This window comes from Jeotgalicoccus halotolerans (assembly GCF_003387165.1).
GTDB classification, from domain to species: Bacteria; Bacillota; Bacilli; order Staphylococcales; family Salinicoccaceae; genus Jeotgalicoccus; species Jeotgalicoccus halotolerans.
In genome coordinates this window covers 1-26,889 of the sequence record NZ_QUMW01000003.1, presented here as the reverse complement: position 1 = coordinate 26,889, position 26,889 = coordinate 1, and the positions used below count along the sequence as shown (strand labels likewise).

Genomic DNA, 26,889 nt, shown 5'->3' with positions numbered 1-26,889 from the left:
AGATACCCGCATAAAAAAACGCACACGACAATCGTCGTGTGCGACCAAAATACTATTTTGTTTTTTTACCTGTCTACTTGACAGGGAGCAGTTCAGATTTCAGGAGGGTTTTTGTTGTTTTTGGGGGTGAATGGCGCTGATTGCTAGGGCGGGTTGGCATGAACGGCTGTCATGTGTATCCCGTCCCTCAAACTCCACCCCCCCAAACTGCTACCAACCCTCGCCAAGACAAAAAAACCGGGTGCAGATTTGCACCCGGCCGGCCTAAAAGCAGTATAATCTATTATTTTCTGGTATCTTCAATCGCTTCATCGAGTTCCCGGGAGAATTGATTGCAGGTTTTGTCGTCATAGCTTAAGGTATCCTGCAGGAGCTGTTCAACACCGCTGCGGTATTTTACGACATCCTCGATTTCAAAATATAGTTTGCCTGAACGGCGTACGAAAAAGTCAGCCGGCTTGATTACCATTTCATGAAGTATACCGTAAATTACTTCCGCATATAAGGGTTTCGGCAGACCGTATTTTTCGTGATTATCGTTTGTAATGCCTGCATATTGATAAACTGCTTCAACATTGCTGCCGTATTTCATGGCGAGCATATGACCTTCATCGAGTGTAAGACCGTAACTCGGCGCTTTACGGCTTATGTTGTCAACGTAGTTCTGATAGCCGACACTGCCGCCGACATCGCCTCCTGAAACAGGTTCATTTTTAGTTGACACTTTTTTAACGTTCATCTTATGATGTTTTTTCAAATACTCTGCAACCTCATCCACGATTTCCTCAGCCATATGGCGGTAGCCGGTAAGTTTGCCGCCTGCGATTGTAATGAGCCCGCTTGTACTGTGCCAGATTTCATCTTTGCGTGAGATATCCGAAGCATTTTTACTGCCGGATTGGATAAGCGGACGAATACCGGCCCATGAGGATTCGATCATCGATATATCTATATTTAAGGTCGGAAACATAAAATTAATCGCGTCGACCAAATAAGCTTTATCCTCAGTTTCAGCTGTCGGCCTGGCTTTATTTTCACCGTAAAATGTATCTGTTGTACCGACGTAGGTTTTGCCGGCACGCGGAATAGCAAAAATCATACGGCCGTCATCTTTTGTATCAAAATAAACAGCCTGGGTTAACGGGAAATCTTCTTGTTTAAAGACGATGTGAACACCTTTAGTGTGAACTAAATGCTTTTTAGTCTGCCGGCCTGCCTGGTCATTCGCGCGGACTTCATCGACCCAGGGGCCGGTTGCATTAACCACTGCTTTACTTTTAATTTCATAAGTGTCGTTTCTCAGAACATCTTTGGCTTTAATTCCTGTAACCGTACCGTTATCATATAAAAATCCGTCTGCTTTCACGTAGTTGACTGCATCTGCACCGTAGGAAGCGGCTTTCTTCATTACTTCAACAGTGAGTCTCGCGTCATCAGTTTTATATTCCACGTAGTGACCGCCGCCGCGGAGTCCGTCACTTTTAATATTAGGAACCCGTTCGATAACTTCTTGTTTTGTGAGCATGTTACGGCGTTCGTTTTTATCGACCTGGGCAAGAGAATCATAGACTTTCAGTCCGAGGCTCGTTGTAAACTCGCCGAATGTACCGCCTTTATGAAAAGGCAGCAGCATCCATTCGGGTGTTGTGACATGCGGACCGTTTTCATAAACAATGGCTCGTTCGCGGCCAGTTTCCCTGACGACATTAACCTGCATTTGTTTTAAATACCGGAGTCCGCCGTGAATTAATTTCGTGCTCCTGCTGCTCGTACCTTCTGAGAAATCCTGCATCTCTACCAGGGCGACATTCAGTCCGCGCATCGATGCATCGAGTGCAATTCCCGCTCCCGTAATTCCGCCGCCGATTATAAGTAAATCGTATTCAAATTTCGACATGTGATCAAGCTGATGTTTACGTGTAAGTGCGTTTAACATAATTCTCCTCCTGTTTTTAAATTCGAATTATTCATCTGTCTTAAACATCTGAGTCGCGCGGACTGCACTTTGCCAGCCGCGGTAGAGTGTATCCCGTTTATTGTTATCCATCAGCGGATTGAATGTTGAATCGGTTTTACTGAGTTCCTGCAGAGCTTCTTGTGACAGAAAGAAACCTGTGGCAAGGCCTGCGAGATAACCAGCTCCGAGCGCAGTTGATTCCAAAATTGCGGGACGCTCAACCTTGGTCTGCAGCATATCAGACTGAAACTGCATAAGGAAGTTATTAGCTGAAGCGCCGCCGTCCACTCGCAGCCTGTCGATTTCTATACCGGCATCGAGCTGCATCGCATCGAGAACATCTTTTGTCTGATAGGCGACAGCTTCAAGTGTTGCCCGGCTGATATGCGCTTTAGTTGTACCTCGGCTCAGACCGAACATGGTACCCCGCGCTTCCGAGTCCCAGTATGGCGCACCGAGTCCGGTAAAGGCTGGCACGACGTATACACCTTCAGACGAATCTACTTTCCTGGCATATTCTTCGCTTACTTTTGAGTCGCTGAAAAATTCGAGGTTGTCCCGCAGCCACTGAATCGCGCTGCCCGCAACAAAAATAGATCCTTCCAGTGCATAATTCACCTTGCCGTTGATGCCGACAGCAATCGTCGTTAACAATCCATTGTTGCTGGATGTCGGTTCTTCACCTGTATTCAGGAGCAGAAAACAGCCGGTTCCATAAGTATTTTTCGCATCGCCTTCATTAAAGCACGTCTGGCCGAATAAGGCTGCCTGCTGATCGCCTGCGATACCGGCAATTGGAATGTTGTAACCGAAGAAGTGGGACTTTGTCGTGTAGCCGTAGATTTCGCTTGACGATTTTACTTCCGGCAGCATCCTCTTCGGAACATTTAAGATAGATAAAAGTTCTTCATCCCATTTCAGCTCGTATATATTATATAGAAGTGTCCGGCTCGCGTTTGTATAATCTGTAACGTGTTCAGCACCTTCGGTGAATTTCCATATAATCCAGCTGTCTATTGTACCGAATAGAAGGTCGCCATTTTCTGCTTTCTCCATGGCGCCCTCAACGTTGTCGAGAATCCATTTAATTTTAGTGCCTGAAAAGTAAGGATCAATTACAAGTCCTGTTTTTTCCCGGACAAGCGTTTCATATCCCTGTTCTTTCAAATCATAACAAATATCAGCGGTCTGTCTGGATTGCCAGACGATAGCATTATAAATTGGAAGACCGGTATTTTTATCCCAAACCACTGCGGTTTCCCTCTGATTTGTAATACCGATTGAATCTATTTCAGCCGGTGTGATGTTATTTTCTATCATGACTCCGGCAACTACAGACAAAACAGAACTCCATATTTCATTTGCGTTGTGCTCTACCCAGCCGGAACGGGGAAAGTGCTGAGCAAATTCACGCTGATTTGAAGCGGCAATATTTCCTTTGCGGTCGATAAGTACAGCTCTCGTACTCGTTGTGCCCTGGTCGATCGACATGACATATTTCTTCATATTAAAATACCCCCAAATAAAGGTAAAAGTAATTACAAACCAATTATACCCGTTTTACAGTAAAGTTAAAAAGCAAATAAAAAACTGGATTTCATATGAAATCCAGTTTAGAGTTCGTCGCCGGCATGAGGATCAGCTGACATTTTATTCAATCCGTCAAGGACTAAGATTGTCAATGTAATAACTACCGCTAAAACAACACCGATCCAGAAGTTTAACGGGCCGCCGCCTGCAAGACTGTTAAGTATAAAGTTGACCATCTGAGTGAGCATGAATGCCCATAAAAATGTAACGAGATATCTCATCAGTGAGAAGCCTCCGATTTAACGTATTTTATACATTCATTTTACATGAAAATATTCATAAAGTATAGTAGGGAAAAAATAATTTCTGAAAACGCTTGCATTATTGAAAGCGGTCTCATAAAATGAAGATGCTAACAATTTATGCATAGATGTATATTAATAAATTACATACAGAAATTTTATAATTTTTAAACAATTCTTATTGCCTTTTTGACAGTGTCTTTATACAATAGAAAAACAAACACGAGAATTTACATAATTTGAAAAATTGAGACTTATTTTTAATAAAGGGAAAGTTAAGGTGATTTAAGTGGGAGAAGAGCTTCTGAGCGTTAAAAATTTGACGACTTCTTTTAAAATAGACGGGACATATTATCCTGCTGTTGACGATGTGTCACTGGATATTCAGCCGAATGAAGTAGTGGCACTTGTCGGGGAGTCCGGATCGGGGAAAAGTGCAACGGCGTTTTCATTAATGAAACTGCACCGCAATGCACGAATTGAAGGCCAGGTGGATCTTGAAGGGAAAGATCTTCTTAAAATGAATGAGAAGAAGATGAATAATATTCGCGGCGGAGAAATGGCCATGATTTTTCAGGACCCTATGACTGCACTGAATCCGTTAATGAAAATAAAGCTTCAGATTATGGAGACTTTAAAAATACATAAGACGAAAGCTAAAAGTGAAAGAGAAAGCTATGCAATAGAGTTATTGTCAAGAGTCGGCATTCCAAATCCGGAACGTGTCGGTGAAGCGTTCCCTCACGAACTTTCAGGAGGAATGCGCCAGCGTGTTGTAATTGCAATTGCTATTGCTAACAGACCAAGGCTCTTGATTGCAGATGAACCGACGACGGCACTCGATGTAACAATCCAGGCTCAGATTCTCGATTTAATCAGAGAACTGCAGGAAGATCTTAACTCGGGAGTACTGCTGATTACGCATGATCTCGGTGTAGTAGCAGAAATGGCAGACCGGGTAGCTGTAATGTATGCCGGGCAAATTGTGGAAATTGCACCGGTTAAAGAATTATTTAAAGATCCGAAGCATCCATATACACGTTCGCTTTTAAACTCATTGCCAAACGAAGAACAGATGGGCGGCAAGCTTCATGTTATTGAAGGTGTCGTGCCGGCGTTGAATAAAATGGAAAGGGACTCATGCCGTTTTGCACCTCGTATTCCATGGATTCCGGAAGAAGCCCATGAACATAATCCTAAACTTCGGGAAATCAGCCCGGAACATTACGTACGCTGCACCTGCTATAAAGACTTCTATTTAAAATCGGACCCTGATATCGGACTTCAAGTAGAACAGGAGCAAATGGAAAATAGCGCAGAAGAGGTGAAGGAATGAATAACCTGCTCGAAATAAATAATCTAAAAGTGTACTACCCGATAAAAGGCGGTTTTTTCAATACAGTTAAAGACTATGTCAAAGCTGTTGACGGAGTCTCACTCAATATTCCGCAGGGTACTACGTACGGTCTCGTTGGAGAGTCGGGATCAGGGAAAACAACAACAGGCAAAGCAGTCATCGGCTTGAATCATATAACGGAAGGGGAGATTCTTTTCGATGGCAAAGCAATCAGCGGAAGCGGGAAGTCAGTGGAAAACAGCAAAGAAATCCAGATGATTTTCCAGGATCCGTACTCTTCTTTAAATGTACGTAAGCGTGTATTTGATATCGTGAGTGAGCCGATTAGAAATTATCACAAACGTACTAAAGATGAACTGATTGCAGAAGTTTTGGATCTGCTCCAAAAAGTAGGGCTGCCGCCGGGCTCGCTTTATAAGTATCCGCACGAATTTTCAGGCGGACAGCGGCAGAGAATCGGTGTAGCACGGGCAATCGCACTGAACCCGAAATTGATTATTGCCGATGAGCCTGTATCTGCACTCGACGTGTCGGTCCAGGCGCAGGTATTAAACTTTATGCAGGATATTCAAGAAGAGCTGGACTTGACAATGCTGTTTATCGCGCACGACTTAGGGGTTGTCCGGCACATGTGCCAGCATATCGGTATTATGTATCAGGGACGCCTCGTCGAGGAAGGCACCGCAGAGGATATTTTCAGCAATCCTCAGCACCTGTATACGAAACGCCTGATCGCTGCGATTCCGGATACGAACGTTGATAAAATCGATGAAAATCTGCATATTCGCCAGTCGGTAAAAGAAGAATACGACCAGCATTTTCACGAATATTTAGATGAAGATGGCAGAGCATTGCCGCTGATTAATATTTCAGCAACGCACAAAGCTGCACTGCCGGCAAAGGGGTGAAAGGCTGAATGTTAAAATTTACTATTAGACGGTTAATTATATCGTTTCCGCAAATTATTTTACTAAGTATTCTGGTATTCTTCCTGGGTTCTTTAATGCCGGGGGATGCTTTAAGCGGTCTGATTGACCCTACAGTGCCAATTGAACAAATCGAACGTCTGCGTGAACAGATGGGACTAAACAATCCCTGGTACATTCAGTACAGAGACTGGATAGCTGCGATGCTGCAGGGAGATTTCGGGCACTCGTTCTTTAAACAGCAGCCGGTACTTGACGTTATCGGTGACAGAATGCTGAATACCATATGGCTGTCATTATTCTCAGCGGTATTAATTTACTTAATCGGTATTCCGTTAGGCCTTATTTCAGGACGATGGAATGACTCGCCGCTCGACAGTCTGATTACAGGATACACATACTTAGGTTTCGCAACACCGACATTTATTTTTGGTTTAGTAATGCTGCTGCTGTTCGGCTATACACTCGGCTGGTTCCCAACGGGCGGTTCGGTTGGAGCAGGTCTGCAGCCGGGCACCTTCGAGTATGTGGCGAGTAAAATCCAGCATCTTATATTGCCGAGTTTTGCTATAGCTTTAATCGGGCTGGTCGGCACCGTTCAGTATTTAAGGAGCGGTATTATCGAAACAAAGCAGAAAGATTTCATTACTTTAGCGCGTGCAAAAGGTGTAACGGAAGGCAAAGTTTATACTAAACATATTTTTAGAAACTCAATTTTACCGATCGCGGCATTCTTTGGATATGAAATTACTGCATTATTAGGCGGATCCCTGTTTATCGAAACGATTTACGGTTATCCGGGTATGGGACGCTTATTCCTTGAATCAATTTCAATCCGCGACTTTTCAGTGGCGAACGTACTTATTTTAATGTACGGCATGCTTGCGATTATCGGTACATTACTGTCAGATATTATTTTAAGTATTGTGGATCCGCGTATCCGCATTAAGTAAGGAGGGGTGAATTTGGCTAACGAAAGAGAAGACAAAGACAGACTGAAAGAAAATGAAGCAGAAACTTATAAGTACAGTGAAGAACCGGCAAACAAAGAATACACCCCGCCTGAAAAAGGGGATGCATTCTCACTGGATGATAAAGATAACAGTGAACGAAAAGAAATGGATATGAGTGTTAAGGCAGATTTACCGCACGGGGCGGTGGGACACGGCGCCCTCGATATGAAAAACCTGCCGCGCTCTAAGCCCGGCTGGAAAATTATATTTGAAGAATTAATCAGCGACAAACTCGCGCTGTTCTCTCTTATAATTCTAGTCATTATTACATCATATGTATTCGGCTTAACGATGTTTCTCAATCAGGCGGCGATTGTAAAGGTAGATTTATTTTCAATAAATCAGCCGCCCAATGATGAATTTAGATTGGGGACAGATTACGGCGGCCGCGATATCTTCGGCCAGCTGATTATCGGAACGAGAAATTCACTTGCTATCGGTTTCCTGGTCACTGCTATAAGTGTCGGCTTCGGTATAGTTTACGGTGTTGTATCGGGTTACTTTGGCGGACATATCGATAACGCGATGATGCGTGTTGTTGACTTTTTCATGGTTCTGCCATTTCTGATGATCGTTGTTGTATTCGTAACAATCGTTCCATCGTATGATATCTGGACATTCTCATTAATTATGGCTGCTTTCTTGTGGACAGGTACAGCCCGGCTGATTCGTTCAATTGCGATGCAGGAGAAAGAGCTCGATTATATTAATGCTTCCCGGACTCTTGGAAGTTCTAATATTAAAATTATATTTACCCAGCTGATGCCAAACATGGTCGGTCTGATTATCGTTAACGCAACGCTGTCACTGGCTGCGAATATCGGAATTGAATCAGGCTTGTCATTTATCGGCTTCGGTTTCCCCGAGAGTACACCTTCACTCGGGACACTCATGGCTTATGCAATTCAAACGCAGACTCTGCAGAACAGATGGTGGATTTGGGCACCTGCTGCAATCCTGATTTTAATCTTAATGCTGTGTGTCAGAAACATCGGAGAAGCATTCAGACGTGCAGGAGACGCCCGTCAGCGCAATGCATAAACAGAAGACTTAATTTTCTAAAAATTTTATTGTAATACTGCATAACTATGCTATTATGAATATTAAGAAAACTTTACAAAAATTTTATGGAAGAATTTCAATTCAGATACTAAAGTTCGGAGATCTGAACTTTGTATATATATCAAGCAGTAAAAAAACAAAGGAGGAAATAAAATGACTAAAATTTCTTGGTCGAGGTTTTGCTTCCTTATGACGCTGGCTCTTGTTTTAGCGCTGGCAGCATGCGGGGGAGATTCTTCAGAAGAAGATACATCTACGGATGATGCTTCAACGGAAGAATCAGGAGATGAAGAATCATCAGATGATTCTACAGAAGAAGGGGGTACTGCTTCAGGAGAAGTATACAACTATGAAGATTTTCCAAAAACAGTATCTAATACAGGGGAGCCTTCAGGTGAAGGGACTTTAAACATAGGTTATTCATCAGATACTCCATTTGAAGGTACACTTAACTGGGCATTTTACAATGGTGCACCTGATGCAGATATGATGGCACACTTCGATGAAGCGGTACTGTCAATGAATGCGGATTTCCAGTATACAAACGAAGGGGCTGTACAGTATGAAATGAACGAAGACGATAACACTGTTACGTTCACTGTACGAGACGGAGTTAAATGGCATGATGGGGAACCTTTAACTATTCAGGATTATGTATCTTCTTATGAAATTATCGGACATCCTGACTACGACGGTGTACGCGGTTCAACAGACGGCTTCACATTAATCGAAGGTTACGAAGAATATAGAAACGGCGATGCTGATTCTATTTCCGGTATTGAAATCATCGACGATCAGACAGCTGAATTTACTTACACTGAGCTTGCTCCGTCATTAACAGCGGGCGGTTTCTGGGCATATGCATTCCCGACACATTACTATGAAGGAATGGAAGTTTCAGAAATGGCTGCAGCTCCTGAAACTCGCGAGAACCCAATCGGTATCGGGCCATATAAAGTTGATTCAATCGTTGCAGGGGAATCAATCTCTATGTCTAAATTTGAAGACTACTGGCGCGGTGAACCGGGACTTTCAGAAGTTACTGTTCGTGTAATTGCTCCATCTTCAATTGCCAGTGCAGTTGAATCAGGAGATGTAGATATCGCTAAGAGCTTCCCGACAGACCAGTATCCGGATGTTGCGGAAATGGATGGTGTTGAATGGTTAGCTAATATCGATGGTGCATACACTTACATCGGCTTCAAACTCGGTTCATGGGACGCTGAGGCAGGAAAAGTAGACTACAAGCCGGAAGAAATGAAAATGGGCGACGTTGAACTTCGCCGTGCAATGTGGCATGCAATTGACAATGACGCAATCGGAGAACGTTTCTACAATGGACTTCGCTGGAAAGCAACTTCATTAATTACTCCTTATCATGCTAACTGGCATGAAGAAGTAGAAGTTCCTGCTTACGATCCTGAAGAAGCAAACCGTATTCTTGATGAAGCCGGATACGAAGACGTAGACGGTGACGGCATGAGAGAAGATCCAGATGGCGAAGCATTATCTATTAACTTTGCTTCTATGTCAGGTGGAGATATTGCTGAACCACTTGCTAACTACTACATCCAGTCTTGGAGAGATGTCGGTTTAAACGTTGAATTAACTAACGGCCGTTTAATCGAGTTTAACTCATTCTACGACATGGTTGAAAACGACGATCCTGAAATTGATATTTACCAAGGTGCGTGGGGTGTAGGTTCTGACGTAGACCCTTCAGGTCTTTACGGTCCGGATGCGCCATTTAACTATACTCGTTACGAGTCAGAAGAAAGCACTGACTTATTAACAAAAGGTAACTCTCAGGAAGCGCTTGATGTTGATTACAGAAAAGATATCTACAACCAGTGGTCAGAACTGATGGTTGAAGAAATCCCTGTAATTCCGACACTTTACCGTGCATTTGTGACACCAGTAAACGAAAGAGTAATCAACTACTCTGAAGATTACGAGTGGAACGAAGACCTGTTATGGTACCGCGTTGGTGTTGAAGACGCAGAATAATCATTAATGAATAAGAGGAAACCTGGGACAAATTGTCTCAGGTTTCTTTTATTTATCAATTTGTTTTTAATTGAAAAACAGGCTGTATTATGATAAATTAGTACCTAGTAATATAATGAGACTATAAGGTGTGAGAAGCATGACAAATGTAGGAATTCTCGGCATTGGTTCATATGCACCAGAAAAAGTATTTACGAATTTTGACTTTGAAAAAATTCTCGATACTTCTGATGAATGGATTAGAGAAATGACAGGTATAGAAGAACGGCGTTTCGCGGAAGATATGGAAACAAGTGAAATGGCTTTTTATGCAGCCGAAGAGGCGATAGAGAACTCGGGCGTGGCAAAAGAAGATATCGATTTTGTAATCGTTGCCACTTCTACCGGAGATTATAAATTCCCGACAGTTGCAACTATGATTCAGGACCGTCTGGGACTCAATAATGTTGCATCGATGGATCAGCTCGCTGCATGTTCAGGTTTTATATATGGACTCTCAACAGCTGAAATGTTCGTTAAATCCGGCAACTACAAAAATATTTTAGTGGTCGGCGTTGATAAGCTGACAAAAATAACTGACTTTGAAGACCGTTCAACCGCGGTATTATTCGGAGACGGTGCAGGTGCTGTAGTCGTTGGTGAAGTTGAAGAAGGTTTCGGCATTAAATCTTTCGAACTCGGCAGCAAAGGATCGGGCGGCAAGTATTTATACGGTGACAAAGAAAAAGGCTATATTCGTATGAACGGACGCGAAGTATTTAAATTTGCAGTAAGGCAAATGGGAGAGTCGAGCGTTGCAGTTACTGAAAAAGCAGGGCTTGCAAAAGAAGACATCGATATGCTGATTCCTCATCAGGCCAATATTAGAATTATGAATGCGGCAAGAGAACGTATGGGCCTGTCTTATGATAAAATGAGTGTGACTGTCAATAAATACGGGAACACTTCAGCAGCATCGATTCCGCTCAGCATAGATTATGAAGTGAAAAGAAACCGCATTAAACCGGGAGATAATATCGTTCTGGTCGGATTTGGCGGCGGTTTAACATGGGGTGCAGTTTGTTTAACTTGGGGTACTAAGAAGGAGGACTCTTAATGACTAGAAGGCGAGTTGTAATTACCGGTGCAGGGGCAGTAACCCCGATTGGTAATACAGCAAAGGAAACATGGCAGAATGCATTGGCGGGTAAGAATGGGATTGCAGAAATTACTAATATCGATACCGAACAATTTAATGTTCACATCGGTGGAGAAGTGAAAAACTTAAATATAGAAGACTTTATTGATAGAAAAGAAGCACGCAGAATGGACAAATTTACACAATTTGCCGTTATTGCAGCTGATGAAGCAGTTAAAGATTCAGGTCTTGAAATTAACGACAGTAATGCTGAGCGTGTCGGAGTATGGATTGGTTCCGGAATCGGCGGAATCCAGTCACTGGAAGAAGGATTTATCGCGCTGACGACTAAAGGACCGAGACGTGTAAGTCCATTCTTTGTTCCGATGATGATTCCGGATATGGCGAGCGGACAGGTGTCAATCCGTGAAGGGGCAAAAGGCCCGAACGGTGCGACGGTCACAGCATGTGCGACCGGTACAAACTCTATCGGTGACGCATTTAAAATTATTGAACGCGGTCAGGCGGATGTAATGATTACAGGCGGTACTGAGGCACCAATTACTAATATGGGTGTAGCAGGATTCCAGGCGAACAGGGCATTATCGAGCTCGAACGATCCTGAATATGCGTCGCGCCCATTTTCTGCAGACAGAGATGGATTCGTTATGGCGGAAGGTGCAGGTGTTGTTGTTATCGAAGAACTTGAACATGCAAAAGCACGCGGTGCACAAATATATGCTGAGATTGTAGGATACGGCTCTACGGGAGATGCGCATCACATTACAGCACCGGCGCCAAATGGAGAAGGCGGTGCACGTGCAATGGCTGAAGCACTGAAAGATGCCGGAATTAAACCGGAAGAAGTGCAGTATATCAACGCGCATGGTACGAGTACGCCTTACAATGATGAATTCGAAACACTGGCAATCCGTTCAGTATTTAAAGAACACGCTGACAACCTGCTCATTAACTCGACTAAATCGATGACGGGCCATATGCTCGGCGGTGCCGGAGGTATGGAAGCAATCATTACTGCTTACAGTCTGCGTGAAGGTAAAGTTCACCCGACTATAAATTTAATCAATCAGGCACCGGAGTGCGATCTTAACTACGTGCCGAACGGTGCAGAAGAAGCGGACCTTAAATATGCTGTATCAAACAGCTTAGGATTCGGCGGCCACAATGCGTCCCTGGTATTTAAAAAATACGAAGAATAAAATTATATATTGAAGCACGTTCTGCCTTGGGTGGAGCGTGCTTTTTTCTTGTTTGTATGGAAATATTCCATTTGCTCCGCAATGAGATCTCGTTCCCTTTTCCATTTACCCAAAAACACAAAAAATCCGGGCAGAATCAAAAATTCTGTCCGGATTACTGATTATTTTCTGCGCTTTCTGCCTAAGCCCATTGCGCGTTCCATTTTTTCTACCATCTTATCTGCTTTTCGCGCTGCTTTATCGCGGCCGGCATCAAGAATCTCATCCAATTCTTCACTGTTGAGGTAATAGTTGTATTTTTCCTGGAAATCGATAAGGAATTCTTTCACAACTTCCCCGAGGTCCTTCTTAAAGTCTCCGTAGCTAGAGTCTTTATATTCTTCAGTCAGCTGTCCAATTGTTTTATCGGTTAATGAACTGTAAATAGTGAGCAAGTTCGAAATACCAGGTTTGTTTTCCTTATCGAATTTAATTTCGGTATCAGAATCCGTAACGGCAGAACGGATTTTCTTCGCCGCCTGATTTGGATCGTCCAGTAAGGTTATAAATGATTTTTGATTATCATCACTCTTACTCATTTTCTTAACAGGCTCGTTCAGGCTCATTATACGTCCGCCTACTGCCGGCAGTTTAATTTCAGGCAGAGTGAAGATGTCATTATATTTAGTGTTAAACCGTTCGGCAATATTGCGGGTAAATTCAATGTGCTGAGTCTGATCTTCACCGACTGGTACTACGTCAGCGTTGTAAAGTAAAATATCGCCGGCCATTAAAGCAGGATAAGTCAGAAGTCCAACAGAGATGCCGTCCCGCTGATTTTGCTTTCGTGCTTTATCTTTAAACTGTGTCATACGTTCAAGCTCTCCGATATATGAAGTACACTGCAGCATCCATGCTGCTTTGGCATGAGCTGAAACTTCACTTTGTATAAAGAGAGAAATCTTATCGGGATTTAAGCCGCTTGCAAGATAAATGGCTGCGAGTGCTCTTGAATTTTCACGAAGCTTTAGCCGGTCCTGGGGCACAGTGATAGCATGCTGGTCCACGATGCAGAAGTATGAATCGTATTCGTCCTGTAATTCAACGAATTGTTTATAAGCGCCAATATAGTTTCCTATAGTCGGAATACCGCTTGGCTGAACGCCTGAGAATAATGTTTTCATTAATGTCACCTACATAGTTTTAGTTAGTCTCTTAATATTAATACTCTTTTTGCAGATGTGCAATCAAGTGGGCAAATTAGCATTAATTTATATGAAAAAACAGAAGTAGGCAGTATTAATGCGGAAAACATCTATACTTTGACCAACTTTGATGTTATAATAGAATCAGGCAGTAAATATTGCTTTTTAACAGCAGCTTAATTAATAATTTTTAAGATTATTACAATATTCTCATTTTATTTTAATGTTTAGTACTTATAATAAGAATTGTCAACAGGAGTCAGAGTTACATACTAGTGAGATGTTTAAAGATAACTTTAAACGGGTATAGACTCTTGTTAGAAATAAAAAAATTGGAGTGTGAGTTACATGGTAGTACTATTTACTTCTCCAAGTTGTACGTCATGTCGTAAGGCAAAAGCATGGTTGCAGGAAAACGATATTCCTTATACGGAACGCAATGTATTTTCTGAACCATTAACTTTAGACGAAGTTAAATCTATTTTAAGAATGACAGAGTACGGGACAGAAGAAATTATCTCGACTCGCTCTAAAACTTTCCAAAAATTAAATGTTGATATCGAAAGCCTTCCTATGAATGAGCTGTATACTTTAATTATGGAAAACCCCGGTTTATTGAGACGTCCAATTATTATGGATGACAAACGTTTACAAGTGGGCTACAACGAAGATGAAATCAGACGCTTTTTACCACGCAGTATTAGAACCTTGCATCTAATCGAAGCTAAACGCCTGGCAGAATTATAAGAAATATTTGTACGATGATTAACTTGATATATGTATGAAGTTCAATACGCCTGCAGATGATTTGCTATCTGCGGGCGTTTTAACATATAATAAGCAGACAAATCTAAAATTTGGTATTATATTATAATCCTTAGTATAATAGGCAGAAATGATGGTAAGGGAGTGAGCAGGATGAGAATTGAAAGAGTGAACGACTCAACCATTAAATTCTTCTTAACATACAGCGATATTGAAAGCCGCGGTTTCAACAAAGAAGATTTATGGATGAACCGTCAGCGTGGCGAAGAATTTTTCTGGACGATTATGGATGAAGTAAACAACGAGCAAACCGATGATTTTGCTATGGATGGCCCATTATGGATTCAAGTGCATGCGTTCGACAAAGGTATCGAAGTCGTTGTGTCTAAGTCCCAGAATGAACATGATCCGTATGGCATGGAGCCTTATGCCATGAATATTGAAAACCGGGAAATCGAATCATTTATCGATAAAGCCATCGACGAACGGAAAACTGACAACAATAATAAATTTGATGTTCCAGTCATTAATGAACCCCTGATGGTTCACTTTAGTGATTTTGAAAATCTTATAAAATATACTCATGAAGTTGAAGTGGATGAAACGCTGTATGAAGATTTACTGTATGTACTGGATGGTAAATACTACTACCAGGTCTTCTTTGACTACAGAACACATTTTGACAGTATGGAAGGTATTGAATCAAAGCTGCTGGAATACAGTGAGCCGACTTCGATTGCCAGTGCCTTACTGGATGAATATGGAAAAATTATAATGAGTAACAACGTTCGGGCTCAGGTTAGAAGATATTTTCAGGAAAATTAATTAACTTGTACGAAAAAAAAATAAAACCTCCTTTTTCCCTATATATAGGAAAAGGAGGTTTTTTTTATGTTTATGGCAAATGATGAAAACGGCTTGCAGGTTATGGCTTTAAATGCAGTAAAAAATGAACGGTATTTCTGTCCGGTCTGTGACACCCCTGTTATTTTAAAAGCAGGCAGCGTAAAGGTTCCGCACTTTTCTCACCATCATATTTTACAATGCAGCAGATATTTATACAAAAGAGAATCGCTGCTCCATTTAAAGCTGAAACACGATTTATACCTTAAATTGAAGCAGCGTTACGATACAGCGATGGAATATTACCTTGAAAGTATTGAACAGATTCCGGATATTTTAATTGAACACAGCCTGGCGCTTGAAATTCAGCTGTCAAGAATCAGTCCGGAATTAATTTTATCGCGCACCTCAGGCTATCGTAAGCTCGGTATCAGAGTAATCTGGCTGCTGGACCAAAAAGAAATAAAACAGGAAGGTGTGCTCGTCTCCTTAAGTCATTTTCAGCTGTCCGCCATGTCCGAAGATACTATCTATACAGTGGATACCGAAAAACTTATTATTACTGCCTGGCACATCGGGCATACTGCCGGCTTAAACCGTTTCACATTTAAAAAAGAACAGGTGGTTCCGGATGATTTATTAACATTTCAAACTAAGGAAAGCTGGGCAGAAATATACAGGCTGTCCGAAGCAGCGGTGAAGCGTTTAATCCGGCGTGAGAAATCCGGGAAATCTGTATTGAATCCGACACTGACTTATATGTATCAGCTGGGTCTGACTGCAGGCACTCTGCCTGATTTTCTTTATTTTACCAGTTTTGAAGAAAGATATATTTTAAATTCGCCAATTGAGTGGAAGTTATATATTTATTACCATTTAACGAACGGTACTTTTGACCGTGAACAGTTTTCTAACTTTATTAAATTGAGAACATTCTCTGATATTCCTGATAAAAACACAATCATTAAGAAGCTGCTTGCTTTCTATTTAAAAGTTTTTCGGATTTCGAAAGATATTGCTTGAATAAAGAATAAATTATTGAGAAAATTGTGTTACTAATAAACGGAGGTTTTTATTCATGGGGAATTTAATTACTAGAGAAGAACAGCAGCTTGAAAATACGTGGGATTTAACGACGATCTTTAAAAGTGACGAAGATTTTGAAAAAGCGTATAAAGCACTCGAGAGCAAAATCGCTGATAACGATCAATTCAAAGATGGTTTCGATTCTGCAGAAAAACTCGCAGATGCTCTGGAGCTCGAAAGATCACTCGATACAGAACTCGGGCAATTATTTGTCTATGCTCATTTAAAACACGACCAGGATACGTCAAATGATACTTACAGCGCACTCGAAAGCCGGGCAAGATCACTTGCAGTTAAATACTCGACAGCCTGGAGTTTCCTCGTCCCGGCAATTATGGAAATTCCTGAAGAAACTTTAAAAGAATATGCGAATCATGAACGGCTCGCGGAATTTAAATTTGATCTTGAGAAATTAAATAAGCAGCGACCGTATATTTTAAGCGATAAAGAAGAACAGCTTCTTGCCCGTGCCGGCGAAGTGCTGCATACACCATCTCAAGTGTACGGTATGTTTAATAATGCAGATATTACTTTTAAACCTGCTGTTGACAAGGAAGGAAAAGAGCATGAACTCACTCAGGGGAACTATGTTGAACTGCTTAAATCTTCCGACAGGACGCTGCGCGAGTCTGCTTATAACAACCTGTACGGTGAATATAATCAATTTAAAAACACACTCAGCCAGACACTTGCCGGAGTTGTAAATACTCATGCTTTCAGTGCGGATGTAAGAGGGTATAAATCAAGCCGTCATCAAGCGCTGTCAAATAACCATATTCCTGAATCTGTGTATGACAACCTGGTAAACACAGTGAACGATAATCTTCATCTTTTACACCGTTATACTGAACTGCGCAAGAAGTTTTTAAAAGTCGATGAATTGAAAATGTATGATATGTACGTACCGCTCGTTGAAGATACAGACTTTGATATGACATATGAAAATGCCAAAGAATGGCTTGTAAATGCTCTTCAGCCTTTAGGTGAAGAATATGTCAGTATCGTTAAAGAAGGTTTAGAGAACCGCTGGGTGGACGTATATGAGAACAAAGGAAAACGTACAGGTGCATACTCATCAGGCACTTACGGGACAAATCCGTTTATCCTTATGAACTGGCAGGATAATGTCAATAACCTGTTCACGCTGGCGCATGAATTCGGACATTCTGTGCACAGTTATTATTCGCGCAAAAACCAGCCGGCAAATACGAGCGGCTATTCTATCTTTGTTGCAGAAGTCGCAAGTACTTTTAACGAAGCATTGCTTGCAGATTACATGTTTAATACGCTTGATGATAAAAAACAGCAGCTGTACTTATTGAACGAACAGCTGGAAGGTTTCAGAGGCACCGTGTTCCGTCAGACGATGTTTGCGGAGTTTGAGCATGCAATTCATGTTCTTAAAGAAGCGGGAGAGCCGCTGACCGCAGGCAAGCTCAGCGAAGTTTACGGAGATCTGAATAAAAAATATTTCGGTGATGCAGTCGACTACGACGAAGCAATCAGCGTGGAGTGGGCAAGAATTCCTCACTTCTATATGAACTATTACGTTTATCAGTACGCAACAGGCTACGCAGCTGCAGCAAGTCTGTCAAAACAGGTGCTGGAAGAAGGGGAAGAGACTGCACAGCGCTATATCAAGGAATTCCTTAAAAAAGGATCATCGAACTACCCGATTGAAATATTAAAAAATGCTGGAGTCGACATGACGACGAGCAAACCGGTTGAAAATGCACTGGAAGTTTTTGAAGCACAATTAACAAAATTTGAAGAATTGCTTACTGATTTAGAGAATTAAGTTTGTGAATTCGTTTACATTATGACAATAATGTGAAAAACTGTTCAAAATGTTGCTTAGAGCTTGTTACCGTGCTATATTTAACTCATGAAAATTTTATCACTGAAACATACCCCTTTGTTAACAGTGAAAAATTTCTCCCATCCCCTTTGTTTGAGTAGCACATTATAGAAGATGTGCTACTTTTTTTATTGGCTTTTTTAATACATATTAAAAACCACTGGGCTCGGACATAAATGTTTACAACATAAATAAGCCGTACGTTAGCTTTTCTGGGGCATCGCGTGAGTCTGTAGTCACACGCAGATGCTATTCCCCTAGAAGTCTAACGTACGGCTTTTAAAGTGAAATCATCTAATATTATAACCTTTTATGTCTTTTGTTTCGGACCTGGTATTTTTCGTTATTAGTGTTTTGCCTGCAGCGGAACTGCCGGCTGTTTAAGCTGATAAAAAGATTGATTGTTTAAATTGACTTCATCAATTAACCGCTGAAGCCGCAGTTTTTTCAGTTCGTTTAATAATAAACCGGCACGCCACTCAAAGATAGTTTTTAATTCATCAAAACTGACGAGTTCATGGGCCCTGATATAGTCAATAATACTTGGAAGCTGTCTCTTCTCCACTTCGATACCGATCAGCTCGTTAATAATATAAGTGTATATATGATATGGATAAAAACCGTCAACTTTAACCCCTTCCGATTTTACATCACCTGAGAAGAAAACCATGGCGGGCAGGCTTTCGATATCCATCTCCCTGAACACTGACAAATCGTACTTCAGCATCGCATCGAGTGTCGGAGAGTTCAAATCTTCGTGGAATGAATTTAAATCGATACCGGCAAGTCTTGCGCTGTCATCAATCACTTCTTTCGTGCAGATTGTATTCAGCGGATTAATCCTGTTAAAAATATATCTGATAAAAGCACGGGCTTTGGACTGACCCTGGATTTCTGCCGCTTTGTAGGCGAGTGCTATATTATCGACACTGGATGTAGACTGCGCCTGGCATTTAGTCAGCACAGACAGTGACGGCGCCAATATTTTTTTAATAGTAATGTGTCCGCGGTATTCAATCAGCAATTTATTTATTACGGGCTCCATAGCTATACAGTCATTTGAAAATGGATCAAAGAAATAAAAAATTTCGACTGTATGATCTGACTGCTCCAATAACAGCAAGTCTTCACTATTATTTTTGCTCACGTATTTCACCTCTATATTTTTGTTGACGGCTGTTAATCCTCACTGTTTACCATATGCTTTGCAGTAAGGGTATAACGTGCCATCAAATACTCACGCAATTCTTCATCTATACCGACATCAAGAATCGCCCGGTTCATATTCTCAAGCCAGGCTTCGCCTGCAGCGGGTGTCACTTTAAAAGGGATATGCCTTGCCCGGAGCATCGGATGTCCGTACTTTTCGTTGTACAAATTCGGTCCGCCGAGAAATTGTGTTTGAAAGAGTTTCTGCTTATAGGCAGTTTCTGTTAAATCGTCGGGGAAAAGATGGTTAATACGGTGGTCATTTTTTACATATTCATAAAAAATATCTATCATTTTATAAAGCTTTTCCTCGCCGATTTCATTATATGCTAAAGGCATCAGTTTACCCCCTTCTTGTGTTTAAGTGCATTATAGAAACGTGCGCTTTTAACAATTTCGTCTCGTCGTACAATACCATAATTATTAAGAATTTGCGTAAATTCTGCCTGTCCGGTACTGACGTCAGGCGCTTCAAATTCAAGTTCAAAGTCAGTCGTCCCAAGGTAGGTGCTCCTATCGAGCACGAGCAGACCGAGGTTTAAAGGTTTTTCGAACCGTTCGGTCACTAGTGTTCCCTGAATGGCCAGACTGTCCATCCGGATATTGCGTTGTTTAAGCTGTCCGCGTATGTTTTCCGGGATGCTGCTTTCATCGATGGCAGCCCCTTCGGTGAGATCGATATCCGTCACACCGGAATACTCGCAAACGACATGACGTTCATCCGGGATTTTTACCGTCATGAGCTGCTTGCCGCCTTCGACCCGTATTCTCAGCATTAATAGATTGTTAATCAGCTGCAGTTCATTATTATCTATGTAGTAGTTTGTTAAATGCAGAGGCTGTCCGCCGGAGAAATGATCGTTCCTGATTTTACCGTATTCACTTTCCGTCAGCAGGTTTTTAAACTCGATTTCTTTTTCGAACATCATCCTCACTCCTCACAGTTATTATCCTTAAATTTTTAAAACCTGTAAAGCAAACAGATTATATATATAAGAATTCACGGGTTATGGTAGAATAAATTACGTCAGAAGTAAAAAATAATAGCCTTTACAGTGGAGTCTGGAGGATGAATTTAATTGGAAGAGTGGAGTATATTTTTAGCACCGTACAGACAGGCGGTGGAAGAACTTAAAATTAAGCTGAAAGGTATCCGCAAAGATTACCAGATTACGAGCCAGTCCTCACCGGTGGAGTTTGTAACATCAAGAGTGAAGCCGGTCCAGAGTATAATAGAAAAGGCGAGTACGAGAAATATCCCTTATGATAATCTGCGTGCGCAGATGTATGATATAGCGGGTATCCGGATTATGTGCCAGTTCGTTGATGATATTAATGTAATTACAGATCATATCAGATCACGGGGAGATATGAAGGTAATTGAAGAACGCGATTATATCGAGAATACAAAGGAAAGCGGCTACCGCTCGTATCATATTATTATCGAGTATCCGGTCGAGAGCGTGAACGGCAGAATTAATATTCTCGCTGAAATTCAAATCCGTACGCTCGCCATGAATTTTTGGGCGACAATTGAACATACTCTGAACTATAAATATTCGGGAGAATATCCGCCGGAAATTAAAGACCGTCTGCAGAATGCAGCTGAAGCGGCTTATCTGCTCGACAAAGAAATGTCAGAGATAAGAGAAGAAGTTCAGGAAGCGCAGAAATACTTTTCCAAAAAACGTAATATATAAATGAAATCAGGTGATGATATGAGATTTGCTATAGTTTCAAAAGGGGATACAAAATCGAACGCGCTGACTGACAAAATGATGAACTATATGCTTGAGATGGATATGGTGATGGATGAAAAGTCGCCGGAAATTGTCGTTTCTGTTGGAGGCGACGGTACGCTGCTTCAGGCGTTTCACCGCTATCAGCATATCGTCGGTAAAGTATCATTTGTCGGAGTGCATACAGGGCATCTCGGTTTTTACGCCGACTGGGGACAAGATGAAGTTGAACGCCTGATTATGGCATTGAAAAATGATGACTTTGAAATCGTTGAGTATCCGCTTGTCGAAGTGATGATTCATTATGATAAAGTCGGCATGGAAACGAAGTACCTCGCCTTAAATGAAGCGACGCTCCGTATGACCAACGGATCGACACTCGTTATGGATGTGGATATCAGAAACCGCCACTTTGAAAGATTCAGAGGGGATGGTTTGTGTATTTCAACGCCTTCGGGTTCCACAGCATATAATAAGGCGCTCGGCGGTGCTATTATACACCCGTCCATCGAAGCAGTACAGATGACTGAAATTGCATCGATAAATAACCGTGTCTTCCGGACGGTCGGTTCGCCGCTTGTCTTGCCGAAGCATCATTTTGTCAACGTCAGACCGGTTAACAGTGAAGAATATCAGATGACGATTGATCATGTGAACCTGGTGCACAAAGGTGTAAAGTCTATTCAGTTTTCCGTAGCTGAAGAGAAGATCCGCTTTGCACGATTCAGGCCATTCCCGTTCTGGCAAAGAGTGCACGATTCGTTCATTTCATAAAGTTTTTGTTGAGAGTGGGTATGGATATGTCAAGAGACAACAGAGAAATAGATTTTGAAGAAGTAAAACAGAGCCTTATTAAGTATTTAAATGAAGAGAACCTGGATGGTTTCAGAGAAATATTTATGGACCTGCACAATTATGAACAGGGTGAAATTTACCAAGCGCTCACCGATGAAGAGAAAAATACTCTGTACAAGTTTTTAAGTCCTGAAGAAGTATCCGACTTCTTCGATCTGCTTGAACTTGAAGCGGATGAATATGAAGAACTGCTGGATAAAATAGATGCACGCTATGCAGCCCATATTATCGGGGCGATGCAGTACGATAACGCAGTGGATATTTTAAATGAAATCTCACGGGAAAAAATGACAACTTATTTACCGCTGATGGATAAAGAAGATGCAGTGGAAATCCGCAGTCTTATGAACTACGAGGAAGATACTGCCGGCGGTATCATGACGACGGAAGTTGTCAGCATTAACAGTCTTATGACAGTGCGTGAAGCTATGCGCTATTTAAAAGAAGTGGCGCCGGAATCGGAAATGATTTACTACCTCTTCGTTACCGATCCGGATAATCATCTTGCAGGCATTATTTCGCTGAGAGAACTGATCGTTGCAGATGACGATGAATACATCGGAGATGTCATGACCGAGCGAGTCGTGTCGGTAAGGGTATCGGATGATCAGGAGGAAGTCGCCCAAATTGTCCGCGATTACGATTTTCTTGCAGTGCCTGTTGTCGATTTTCAGGATCATTTAGTCGGTATTATTACAGCAGACGATATTATGGATGTTATTCATGAAGAAGCCGGGGAAGACTATTCAAGACTTGCCGGTATGAGCGATAACGAAAGTACTTCCGATACTGCGATGGAAACAGCAAAGAAACGTTTGCCATGGCTTATAGGATTGACTTTTATGGGAATGATTACGGCATGGATGCTGTCATTTTTTGAAGATACTCTGGCACGGGTTGTGCTTCTCAGCGCATTTATTCCGGTAATCAGCGGGATGGCAGGGAACACAGGAACCCAATCGCTTGCTGTGGCCATCCGCGGTATATCGACAGGCGAAATCAAAGAGTCCAGCAAGATAAAGCTTGCAGGACGTGAACTCGGTTCCGGATTTATTACGGGTCTCGCCTGCGGAATTGTTATATTTCTTATTATTATAGTGATGTACCGGGAGCCGGTGCTCGGTATTATTGTCAGCGGCAGCTTGCTTGCATCGATGTCAGTTGCAACTATTATCGGCACTGTTATACCTTTATTAATGAATAAAGCTGGCATCGACCCCGCTATTGCCAGCGGCCCGTTTATTACTACAGCAAATGATATCATCAGCCTGCTGATTTATTTTGGGCTCGCAAATGTATTTATGTCGAGCTTATTATGATATTTCTTGCAATGGGGCTTAATAAAATGTAGATTAGTAGTAGGTACTAATACTAGGGATGAATTAGGAGGATTTCTGAATGGATTTATCAGGTAAAACATATGTAATTATGGGTGTAGCTAATAAAAGAAGTATCGCCTGGGGTGCAGCACGTGCTCTGGATAAAATGGGTGCGAAACTCGTATTTACTATTCTCGGCGAACGTTTCCGCAAGGAACTGGACAAGCTGCTTGTTGAACTTGAAGGCGAGCACGATATTATCGTTGAATGCGACGTAACAAGTGACGAAGATGTATCTAAGGCATTTAAAGAAATCGGCGAAAAAACAAACGGCATCGACGGTGTCCTTCACGCAATCGCATTCGCAGATAAAAATGAATTAACTGGCGGATTCAGTGAAACTTCACGTGACGGATTTAAGATGGCACTCGATATCAGTGCTTACTCCCTAACAATTGTTTCTAAATACGCTAAAGAAATCATGAATGAAAACGGCAGCATCGTCACGATGACTTACCTTGGCGGCGAACGCGCAATGCCTAACTACAACGTTATGGGTGTAGCAAAAGCAGCGCTTGACGCAAGTGTACGCTACCTGGCATACGATCTTGGAGAACAGGGCATCCGCGTGAACGCAGTATCCGCAGGACCAATCCGTACGCTGAGTTCATCAGCTGTCGGCGAATTCAAATCAATTCTTAAAGAAATTGCAGAACGTGCGCCGTTAAAACGCAACGTTGACCAGCTTGAAGTAGGAAACACAGTTGCCTTCCTTTTGAGCGACCTGTCAAGCGGTATTACAGGAGAAGTTCTTCACGTGGACAGCGGCTATCATATTATGGCATAAAAAAACTCCCTTTCGGGAGTTTTTTTATTGTCCTAATTTAAAGGTTTCTGTAACATGCCAGATGCCGTTTTCCAGCTGCACGCACAAACTGATTTTATCCAGAGTTTCTGAATGCTCGATTCCAATCATTTGCAAATGACTGAGTGTATCTTCAAATTTCTGAGCTGTTTCCTCCTGGGCGAGGGTAAAGTGAGGTACAAACGGATGTGAAGCCTCACCGTAGAAGTCGCCTTTGTTAAACGCTTCGTGAATTGAACTTAATGTTTCATTGGGCTCCACTTTAAAATAAACAACCTGTTTCTTTGGAGCAAAACTTGAAACCTTTTTAATTTCAATTTCTGTAGGCTGATGTTGTGATGCTACGTTTTTGATAAATTCTGCAATCTGAGGTTTTTCATTCTCATCTGCTTCAAAAGCTTCTTTGACCGTAATATGCGGTGCAATATATGCATATCTAGCATCATAACGCTTACGATATTGGTTCACAGTATCCTGAAGTTTTTTAGATGGAAATAATGCTATTCCAAATTTCATTTTAAAATGCCTCCCTAAACGATTTGTTTCAAGTATATCATTTTACGAAAAAAATTGTATACGTTTTCTATCCGAAAAAATGTCTAAGAACATTTTTAAGTTCCGGTTTCCATGTTTTCCAAATATGTCCGCCTTCCAGTTCGCGGTATGTGTATTCCAGCGGTTCGCTTTCAAGTATCTCATTCAACTTGCGGTTAGGTGTCAGAAAATCTGCCTGAGCGCCCATAATAGTTGTAAAATCTTCTTCTTCGAGGCCGATTGTATGGTAAATATTTAAATTAATCAGACTCATGCTGTTTTTAAAGCGGTTAATAAACTGCTCGTCGACGAAAGGGCTGAAAGCAAGTGCCTGGCTGAAAGTGTTCGGATAGGTCAATGCAACCGACAGAGCGAAACTGCCGGCAAGACTTTCACCCATAAGCAGGCGACTGTTTGCCATTTTTAAAGTTTTAAAATGCTTGTCTATAAAGCTGTTGAGTTCACGGCCGACAAAAGTAACAAACTTTTCATGATGCTTTCCGTTCGGACTGAAGTAATGATTGCGCCATTCAACTGAAGGATATGGAATGCCGACAATGATTGTCCGTTCCAGTTCATCATCTGCTTCCATCTTTTCAATTAATCGTTCAATTTGCCCGTATTTAAAGAAATCCTGCGAATCGAAAGTTATAATAACGTTGTACTTATAAAGATCGGAATACGATTTAGGCAGGTAATATTGTATTTCGAATGTTTCACCGCAAACCTCCGAGCTGAGGGATGTGGTATGTACTTTTCCTGGTGTTTTATCCAAATTAACGCCTCCTTATATTGTATATTACCAATTTGACCTGAGAGATAACATATATTTCCGAATCTGCCTGTTATATAGTATGAAATTATAAGCAGGAATGATACAATATGAAGAACTAAAAGACTTCAGAGGTGCCACTTTATGACTAATAAACTTTGGTTTCAAAGCGGTATAGCACTTATTATTACTTTCGTCATTATTCTGCTCGTCATGCAGGTTCAGATTATCTTTGATCCGTTTATTACGATAATAATGACAATATTTTTCCCGGTATTAATAGGCGGGCTGCTATACTACATAACCGAACCGATTCAGCGCTTTTTAGAAAAACGCAAGGCGCACAGACTCGTAAGTATTCTTGCAATTTTTATAATTATTTTAATAGTTATTGCGGTTATTACGCTGACAGTAGCACCGATGGTAACAGAACAGGTACAGAATTTAGTATCCAGACTGCCTATACTGCAAAGTGAAGTGCAGAACATTACAAATTACCTGCTGAGCCAGCGGGAACGTCTGCCATTTGATATCGATCTGCAGTCGGTGACCCAGGATGCTCTTGATATGGGAACGAATATGCTGAGCGGCTTTGTTTCTAATGCAATTACGATAGTGACAAGCACAGTGAGCGTCCTTTTAACCCTGGTGCTCGGACCGTTCTTTTTCTTCTTTATGCTGAAAGATCACCATAAGTTCATTCCAGCGATGACTTCACCGTTCAGCGGAACTTTTAAACAGTTTTTAATCGAATTATTATACGATATCGACCGCACTCTGCGTTCATTTATTCAGGGACAGATGCTGGTATCATTCATACTGTGTATTATCTTATACATCGGCTATACAATTATCGGCTTGGATTATGCATTGCTGCTTGCAATCTTTGCTTTGTTTATGAATATAGTGCCTTTCGTCGGTCCGTGGGTAGCATTTATTCCTGCTGGACTGCTTGCACTGATTCAAGATCCGATTATGTTTATCTGGGTATCGGTTATTACACTGATTGCTCAGCAGATTGAAAGTAACCTCATTACTCCAAATGTAATGGGGCAGTCTCTTGCACTGCATCCCTTGACTGTCATTACTATCGTGCTTGCTGCAGGAAATATCGCCGGTTTTATCGGTATTCTGGTAGCTATACCAACCTATGCAGTAATTAAAACGATTATCCAGAATATCTGGAGGTACCGTACAAATCTGAAAGATACCATGCTGACAGACATATCAAAAACAAATTAAATTTTTAGTAAACAAACCCGGACGGTCCTTTTGTGATATGCTCCCCCTAAAGTAGACACTTAAAAAAGTAAACTACTTTAGGGGGAGTTTTCTCTTGAAATCAAACATAAGGTATTCAACGAATGAA

General features: G+C 41.6%; 25 protein-coding genes. 16 read left to right on the top strand and 9 right to left on the bottom strand.

Annotated features, from left to right (window positions below; all coding sequences use genetic code 11):
* Positions 1–283: 283 nt before the first annotated feature.
* From DFR63_RS00840 to DFR63_RS00830, 3 genes are all read right to left on the bottom strand, one after another.
* Positions 284–1,939, bottom strand: a complete 1,656-nt coding sequence (locus DFR63_RS00840) for a glycerol-3-phosphate dehydrogenase/oxidase (protein ID WP_415708209.1) — start codon at positions 1,937–1,939, stop codon at positions 284–286.
* A gap of 24 nt (positions 1,940–1,963) precedes the next feature.
* Positions 1,964–3,463, bottom strand: coding sequence for a glycerol kinase GlpK (gene glpK / locus DFR63_RS00835; protein ID WP_115883893.1), 1,500 nt, complete (start codon positions 3,461–3,463; stop codon positions 1,964–1,966).
* Between the two features lie 107 nt (positions 3,464–3,570).
* Positions 3,571–3,768 (bottom strand): YjzD family protein, encoded by a 198-nt coding sequence (locus DFR63_RS00830; protein ID WP_115883892.1) that lies wholly within the window; start codon positions 3,766–3,768, stop codon positions 3,571–3,573.
* Positions 3,769–4,078: 310 nt separating this feature from the next.
* Here DFR63_RS00830 and DFR63_RS00825 point away from each other — a divergent pair, with 310 nt between their 5' ends.
* The 7 genes from DFR63_RS00825 (at position 4,079) to fabF (ending at position 12,491) form a co-directional block, all read left to right on the top strand.
* Positions 4,079–5,125, top strand: coding sequence for an ABC transporter ATP-binding protein (locus DFR63_RS00825; RefSeq protein WP_115883891.1), 1,047 nt, complete (start codon positions 4,079–4,081; stop codon positions 5,123–5,125).
* Complete coding sequence (locus tag DFR63_RS00820; RefSeq protein WP_115883890.1) at positions 5,122–6,054, top strand: ATP-binding cassette domain-containing protein; 933 nt, start codon at positions 5,122–5,124, stop codon at positions 6,052–6,054. Before DFR63_RS00825 ends, DFR63_RS00820 begins: the two co-directional genes overlap by 4 nt.
* A gap of 8 nt (positions 6,055–6,062) precedes the next feature.
* Positions 6,063–7,025, top strand: coding sequence for an ABC transporter permease (locus tag DFR63_RS00815; RefSeq protein ID WP_115883889.1), 963 nt, complete (start codon positions 6,063–6,065; stop codon positions 7,023–7,025).
* 225 nt (positions 7,026–7,250) lie between these two features.
* The gene (locus tag DFR63_RS00810; protein WP_245954098.1) at positions 7,251–8,126 is read left to right on the top strand and encodes an ABC transporter permease; all 876 of its coding nucleotides are present in this window, start codon (positions 7,251–7,253) and stop codon (positions 8,124–8,126) included.
* Between the two features lie 174 nt (positions 8,127–8,300).
* A complete protein-coding gene (locus DFR63_RS00805; RefSeq protein WP_115883888.1) occupies positions 8,301–10,154 on the top strand; it encodes an oligopeptide ABC transporter substrate-binding protein in 1,854 nt (617 codons plus the stop codon).
* Positions 10,155–10,293: 139 nt separating this feature from the next.
* On the top strand, positions 10,294–11,250 hold the full coding sequence (locus DFR63_RS00800; RefSeq protein ID WP_115883887.1) for a beta-ketoacyl-ACP synthase III: 957 nt from the start codon (positions 10,294–10,296) through the stop codon (positions 11,248–11,250).
* Positions 11,250–12,491 carry a beta-ketoacyl-ACP synthase II gene (gene fabF / locus DFR63_RS00795; protein ID WP_115883886.1) on the top strand — a complete coding sequence of 414 codons (1,242 nt, stop codon included), beginning with the start codon at positions 11,250–11,252 and terminating at the stop codon, positions 12,489–12,491. The genes DFR63_RS00800 and fabF overlap by 1 nt, the downstream gene beginning before the upstream one ends.
* A gap of 161 nt (positions 12,492–12,652) precedes the next feature.
* On the opposite strand, the gene trpS is transcribed toward fabF, so the two are convergent.
* Entirely contained in the window at positions 12,653–13,654 is a 1,002-nt protein-coding gene (trpS, locus tag DFR63_RS00790; protein WP_115883885.1) for a tryptophan--tRNA ligase, read from the bottom strand.
* 369 nt (positions 13,655–14,023) lie between these two features.
* Here trpS and spxA point away from each other — a divergent pair, with 369 nt between their 5' ends.
* From spxA to pepF, 4 genes are all read left to right on the top strand, one after another.
* Complete coding sequence (gene spxA / locus DFR63_RS00785; RefSeq protein ID WP_115883884.1) at positions 14,024–14,422, top strand: transcriptional regulator SpxA; 399 nt, start codon at positions 14,024–14,026, stop codon at positions 14,420–14,422.
* Positions 14,423–14,593: 171 nt separating this feature from the next.
* Complete coding sequence (gene mecA, locus DFR63_RS00780) at positions 14,594–15,265, top strand: adaptor protein MecA (RefSeq protein WP_115883883.1); 672 nt, start codon at positions 14,594–14,596, stop codon at positions 15,263–15,265.
* A 66-nt stretch (positions 15,266–15,331) separates the two neighbouring features.
* Complete coding sequence (locus DFR63_RS00775; RefSeq protein WP_115883882.1) at positions 15,332–16,306, top strand: competence protein CoiA; 975 nt, start codon at positions 15,332–15,334, stop codon at positions 16,304–16,306.
* Positions 16,307–16,361: 55 nt separating this feature from the next.
* A complete protein-coding gene (gene pepF, locus DFR63_RS00770) occupies positions 16,362–18,167 on the top strand; it encodes an oligoendopeptidase F (protein ID WP_115883881.1) in 1,806 nt (601 codons plus the stop codon).
* Positions 18,168–18,573: 406 nt separating this feature from the next.
* On the opposite strand, the gene DFR63_RS00765 is transcribed toward pepF, so the two are convergent.
* From DFR63_RS00765 to DFR63_RS00755, 3 genes are read right to left on the bottom strand one after another with little or no spacing between them, the layout of a single operon-like run.
* Complete coding sequence (locus DFR63_RS00765; RefSeq protein ID WP_115883880.1) at positions 18,574–19,374, bottom strand: DsbA family protein; 801 nt, start codon at positions 19,372–19,374, stop codon at positions 18,574–18,576.
* 32 nt (positions 19,375–19,406) lie between these two features.
* On the bottom strand, positions 19,407–19,775 hold the full coding sequence (locus DFR63_RS00760) for a globin domain-containing protein (protein WP_115883879.1): 369 nt from the start codon (positions 19,773–19,775) through the stop codon (positions 19,407–19,409).
* Entirely contained in the window at positions 19,775–20,362 is a 588-nt protein-coding gene (locus DFR63_RS00755) for a CYTH domain-containing protein (RefSeq protein WP_162842244.1), read from the bottom strand. Before DFR63_RS00755 ends, DFR63_RS00760 begins: the two co-directional genes overlap by 1 nt.
* 153 nt (positions 20,363–20,515) lie before the next feature.
* On the opposite strand from DFR63_RS00755, the gene yjbM reads away from it, so the two are divergent.
* From yjbM to fabI, 4 genes are all read left to right on the top strand, one after another.
* Positions 20,516–21,136 carry a GTP diphosphokinase gene (yjbM, locus tag DFR63_RS00750; protein ID WP_115883877.1) on the top strand — a complete coding sequence of 207 codons (621 nt, stop codon included), beginning with the start codon at positions 20,516–20,518 and terminating at the stop codon, positions 21,134–21,136.
* Between the two features lie 18 nt (positions 21,137–21,154).
* Positions 21,155–21,949 (top strand): NAD kinase, encoded by a 795-nt coding sequence (locus tag DFR63_RS00745; RefSeq protein WP_115883876.1) that lies wholly within the window; start codon positions 21,155–21,157, stop codon positions 21,947–21,949.
* A 20-nt stretch (positions 21,950–21,969) separates the two neighbouring features.
* A complete protein-coding gene (gene mgtE, locus DFR63_RS00740; RefSeq protein WP_115883875.1) occupies positions 21,970–23,349 on the top strand; it encodes a magnesium transporter in 1,380 nt (459 codons plus the stop codon).
* Between the two features lie 79 nt (positions 23,350–23,428).
* On the top strand, positions 23,429–24,196 hold the full coding sequence (gene fabI / locus DFR63_RS00735) for an enoyl-ACP reductase FabI (protein WP_115883874.1): 768 nt from the start codon (positions 23,429–23,431) through the stop codon (positions 24,194–24,196).
* Positions 24,197–24,220: 24 nt separating this feature from the next.
* Here the strand turns inward: fabI and DFR63_RS00730 are convergent, their stop codons facing one another.
* Positions 24,221–24,730 carry a 2'-5' RNA ligase family protein gene (locus tag DFR63_RS00730; protein ID WP_115883873.1) on the bottom strand — a complete coding sequence of 170 codons (510 nt, stop codon included), beginning with the start codon at positions 24,728–24,730 and terminating at the stop codon, positions 24,221–24,223.
* A gap of 67 nt (positions 24,731–24,797) precedes the next feature.
* The gene (locus DFR63_RS00725) at positions 24,798–25,523 is read right to left on the bottom strand and encodes an alpha/beta hydrolase (RefSeq protein ID WP_115883872.1); all 726 of its coding nucleotides are present in this window, start codon (positions 25,521–25,523) and stop codon (positions 24,798–24,800) included.
* A gap of 141 nt (positions 25,524–25,664) precedes the next feature.
* Between DFR63_RS00725 and DFR63_RS00720 the strand changes: the two genes are divergently transcribed.
* Complete coding sequence (locus DFR63_RS00720; protein WP_115883871.1) at positions 25,665–26,762, top strand: AI-2E family transporter; 1,098 nt, start codon at positions 25,665–25,667, stop codon at positions 26,760–26,762.
* Positions 26,763–26,889: the final 127 nt, after the last annotated feature.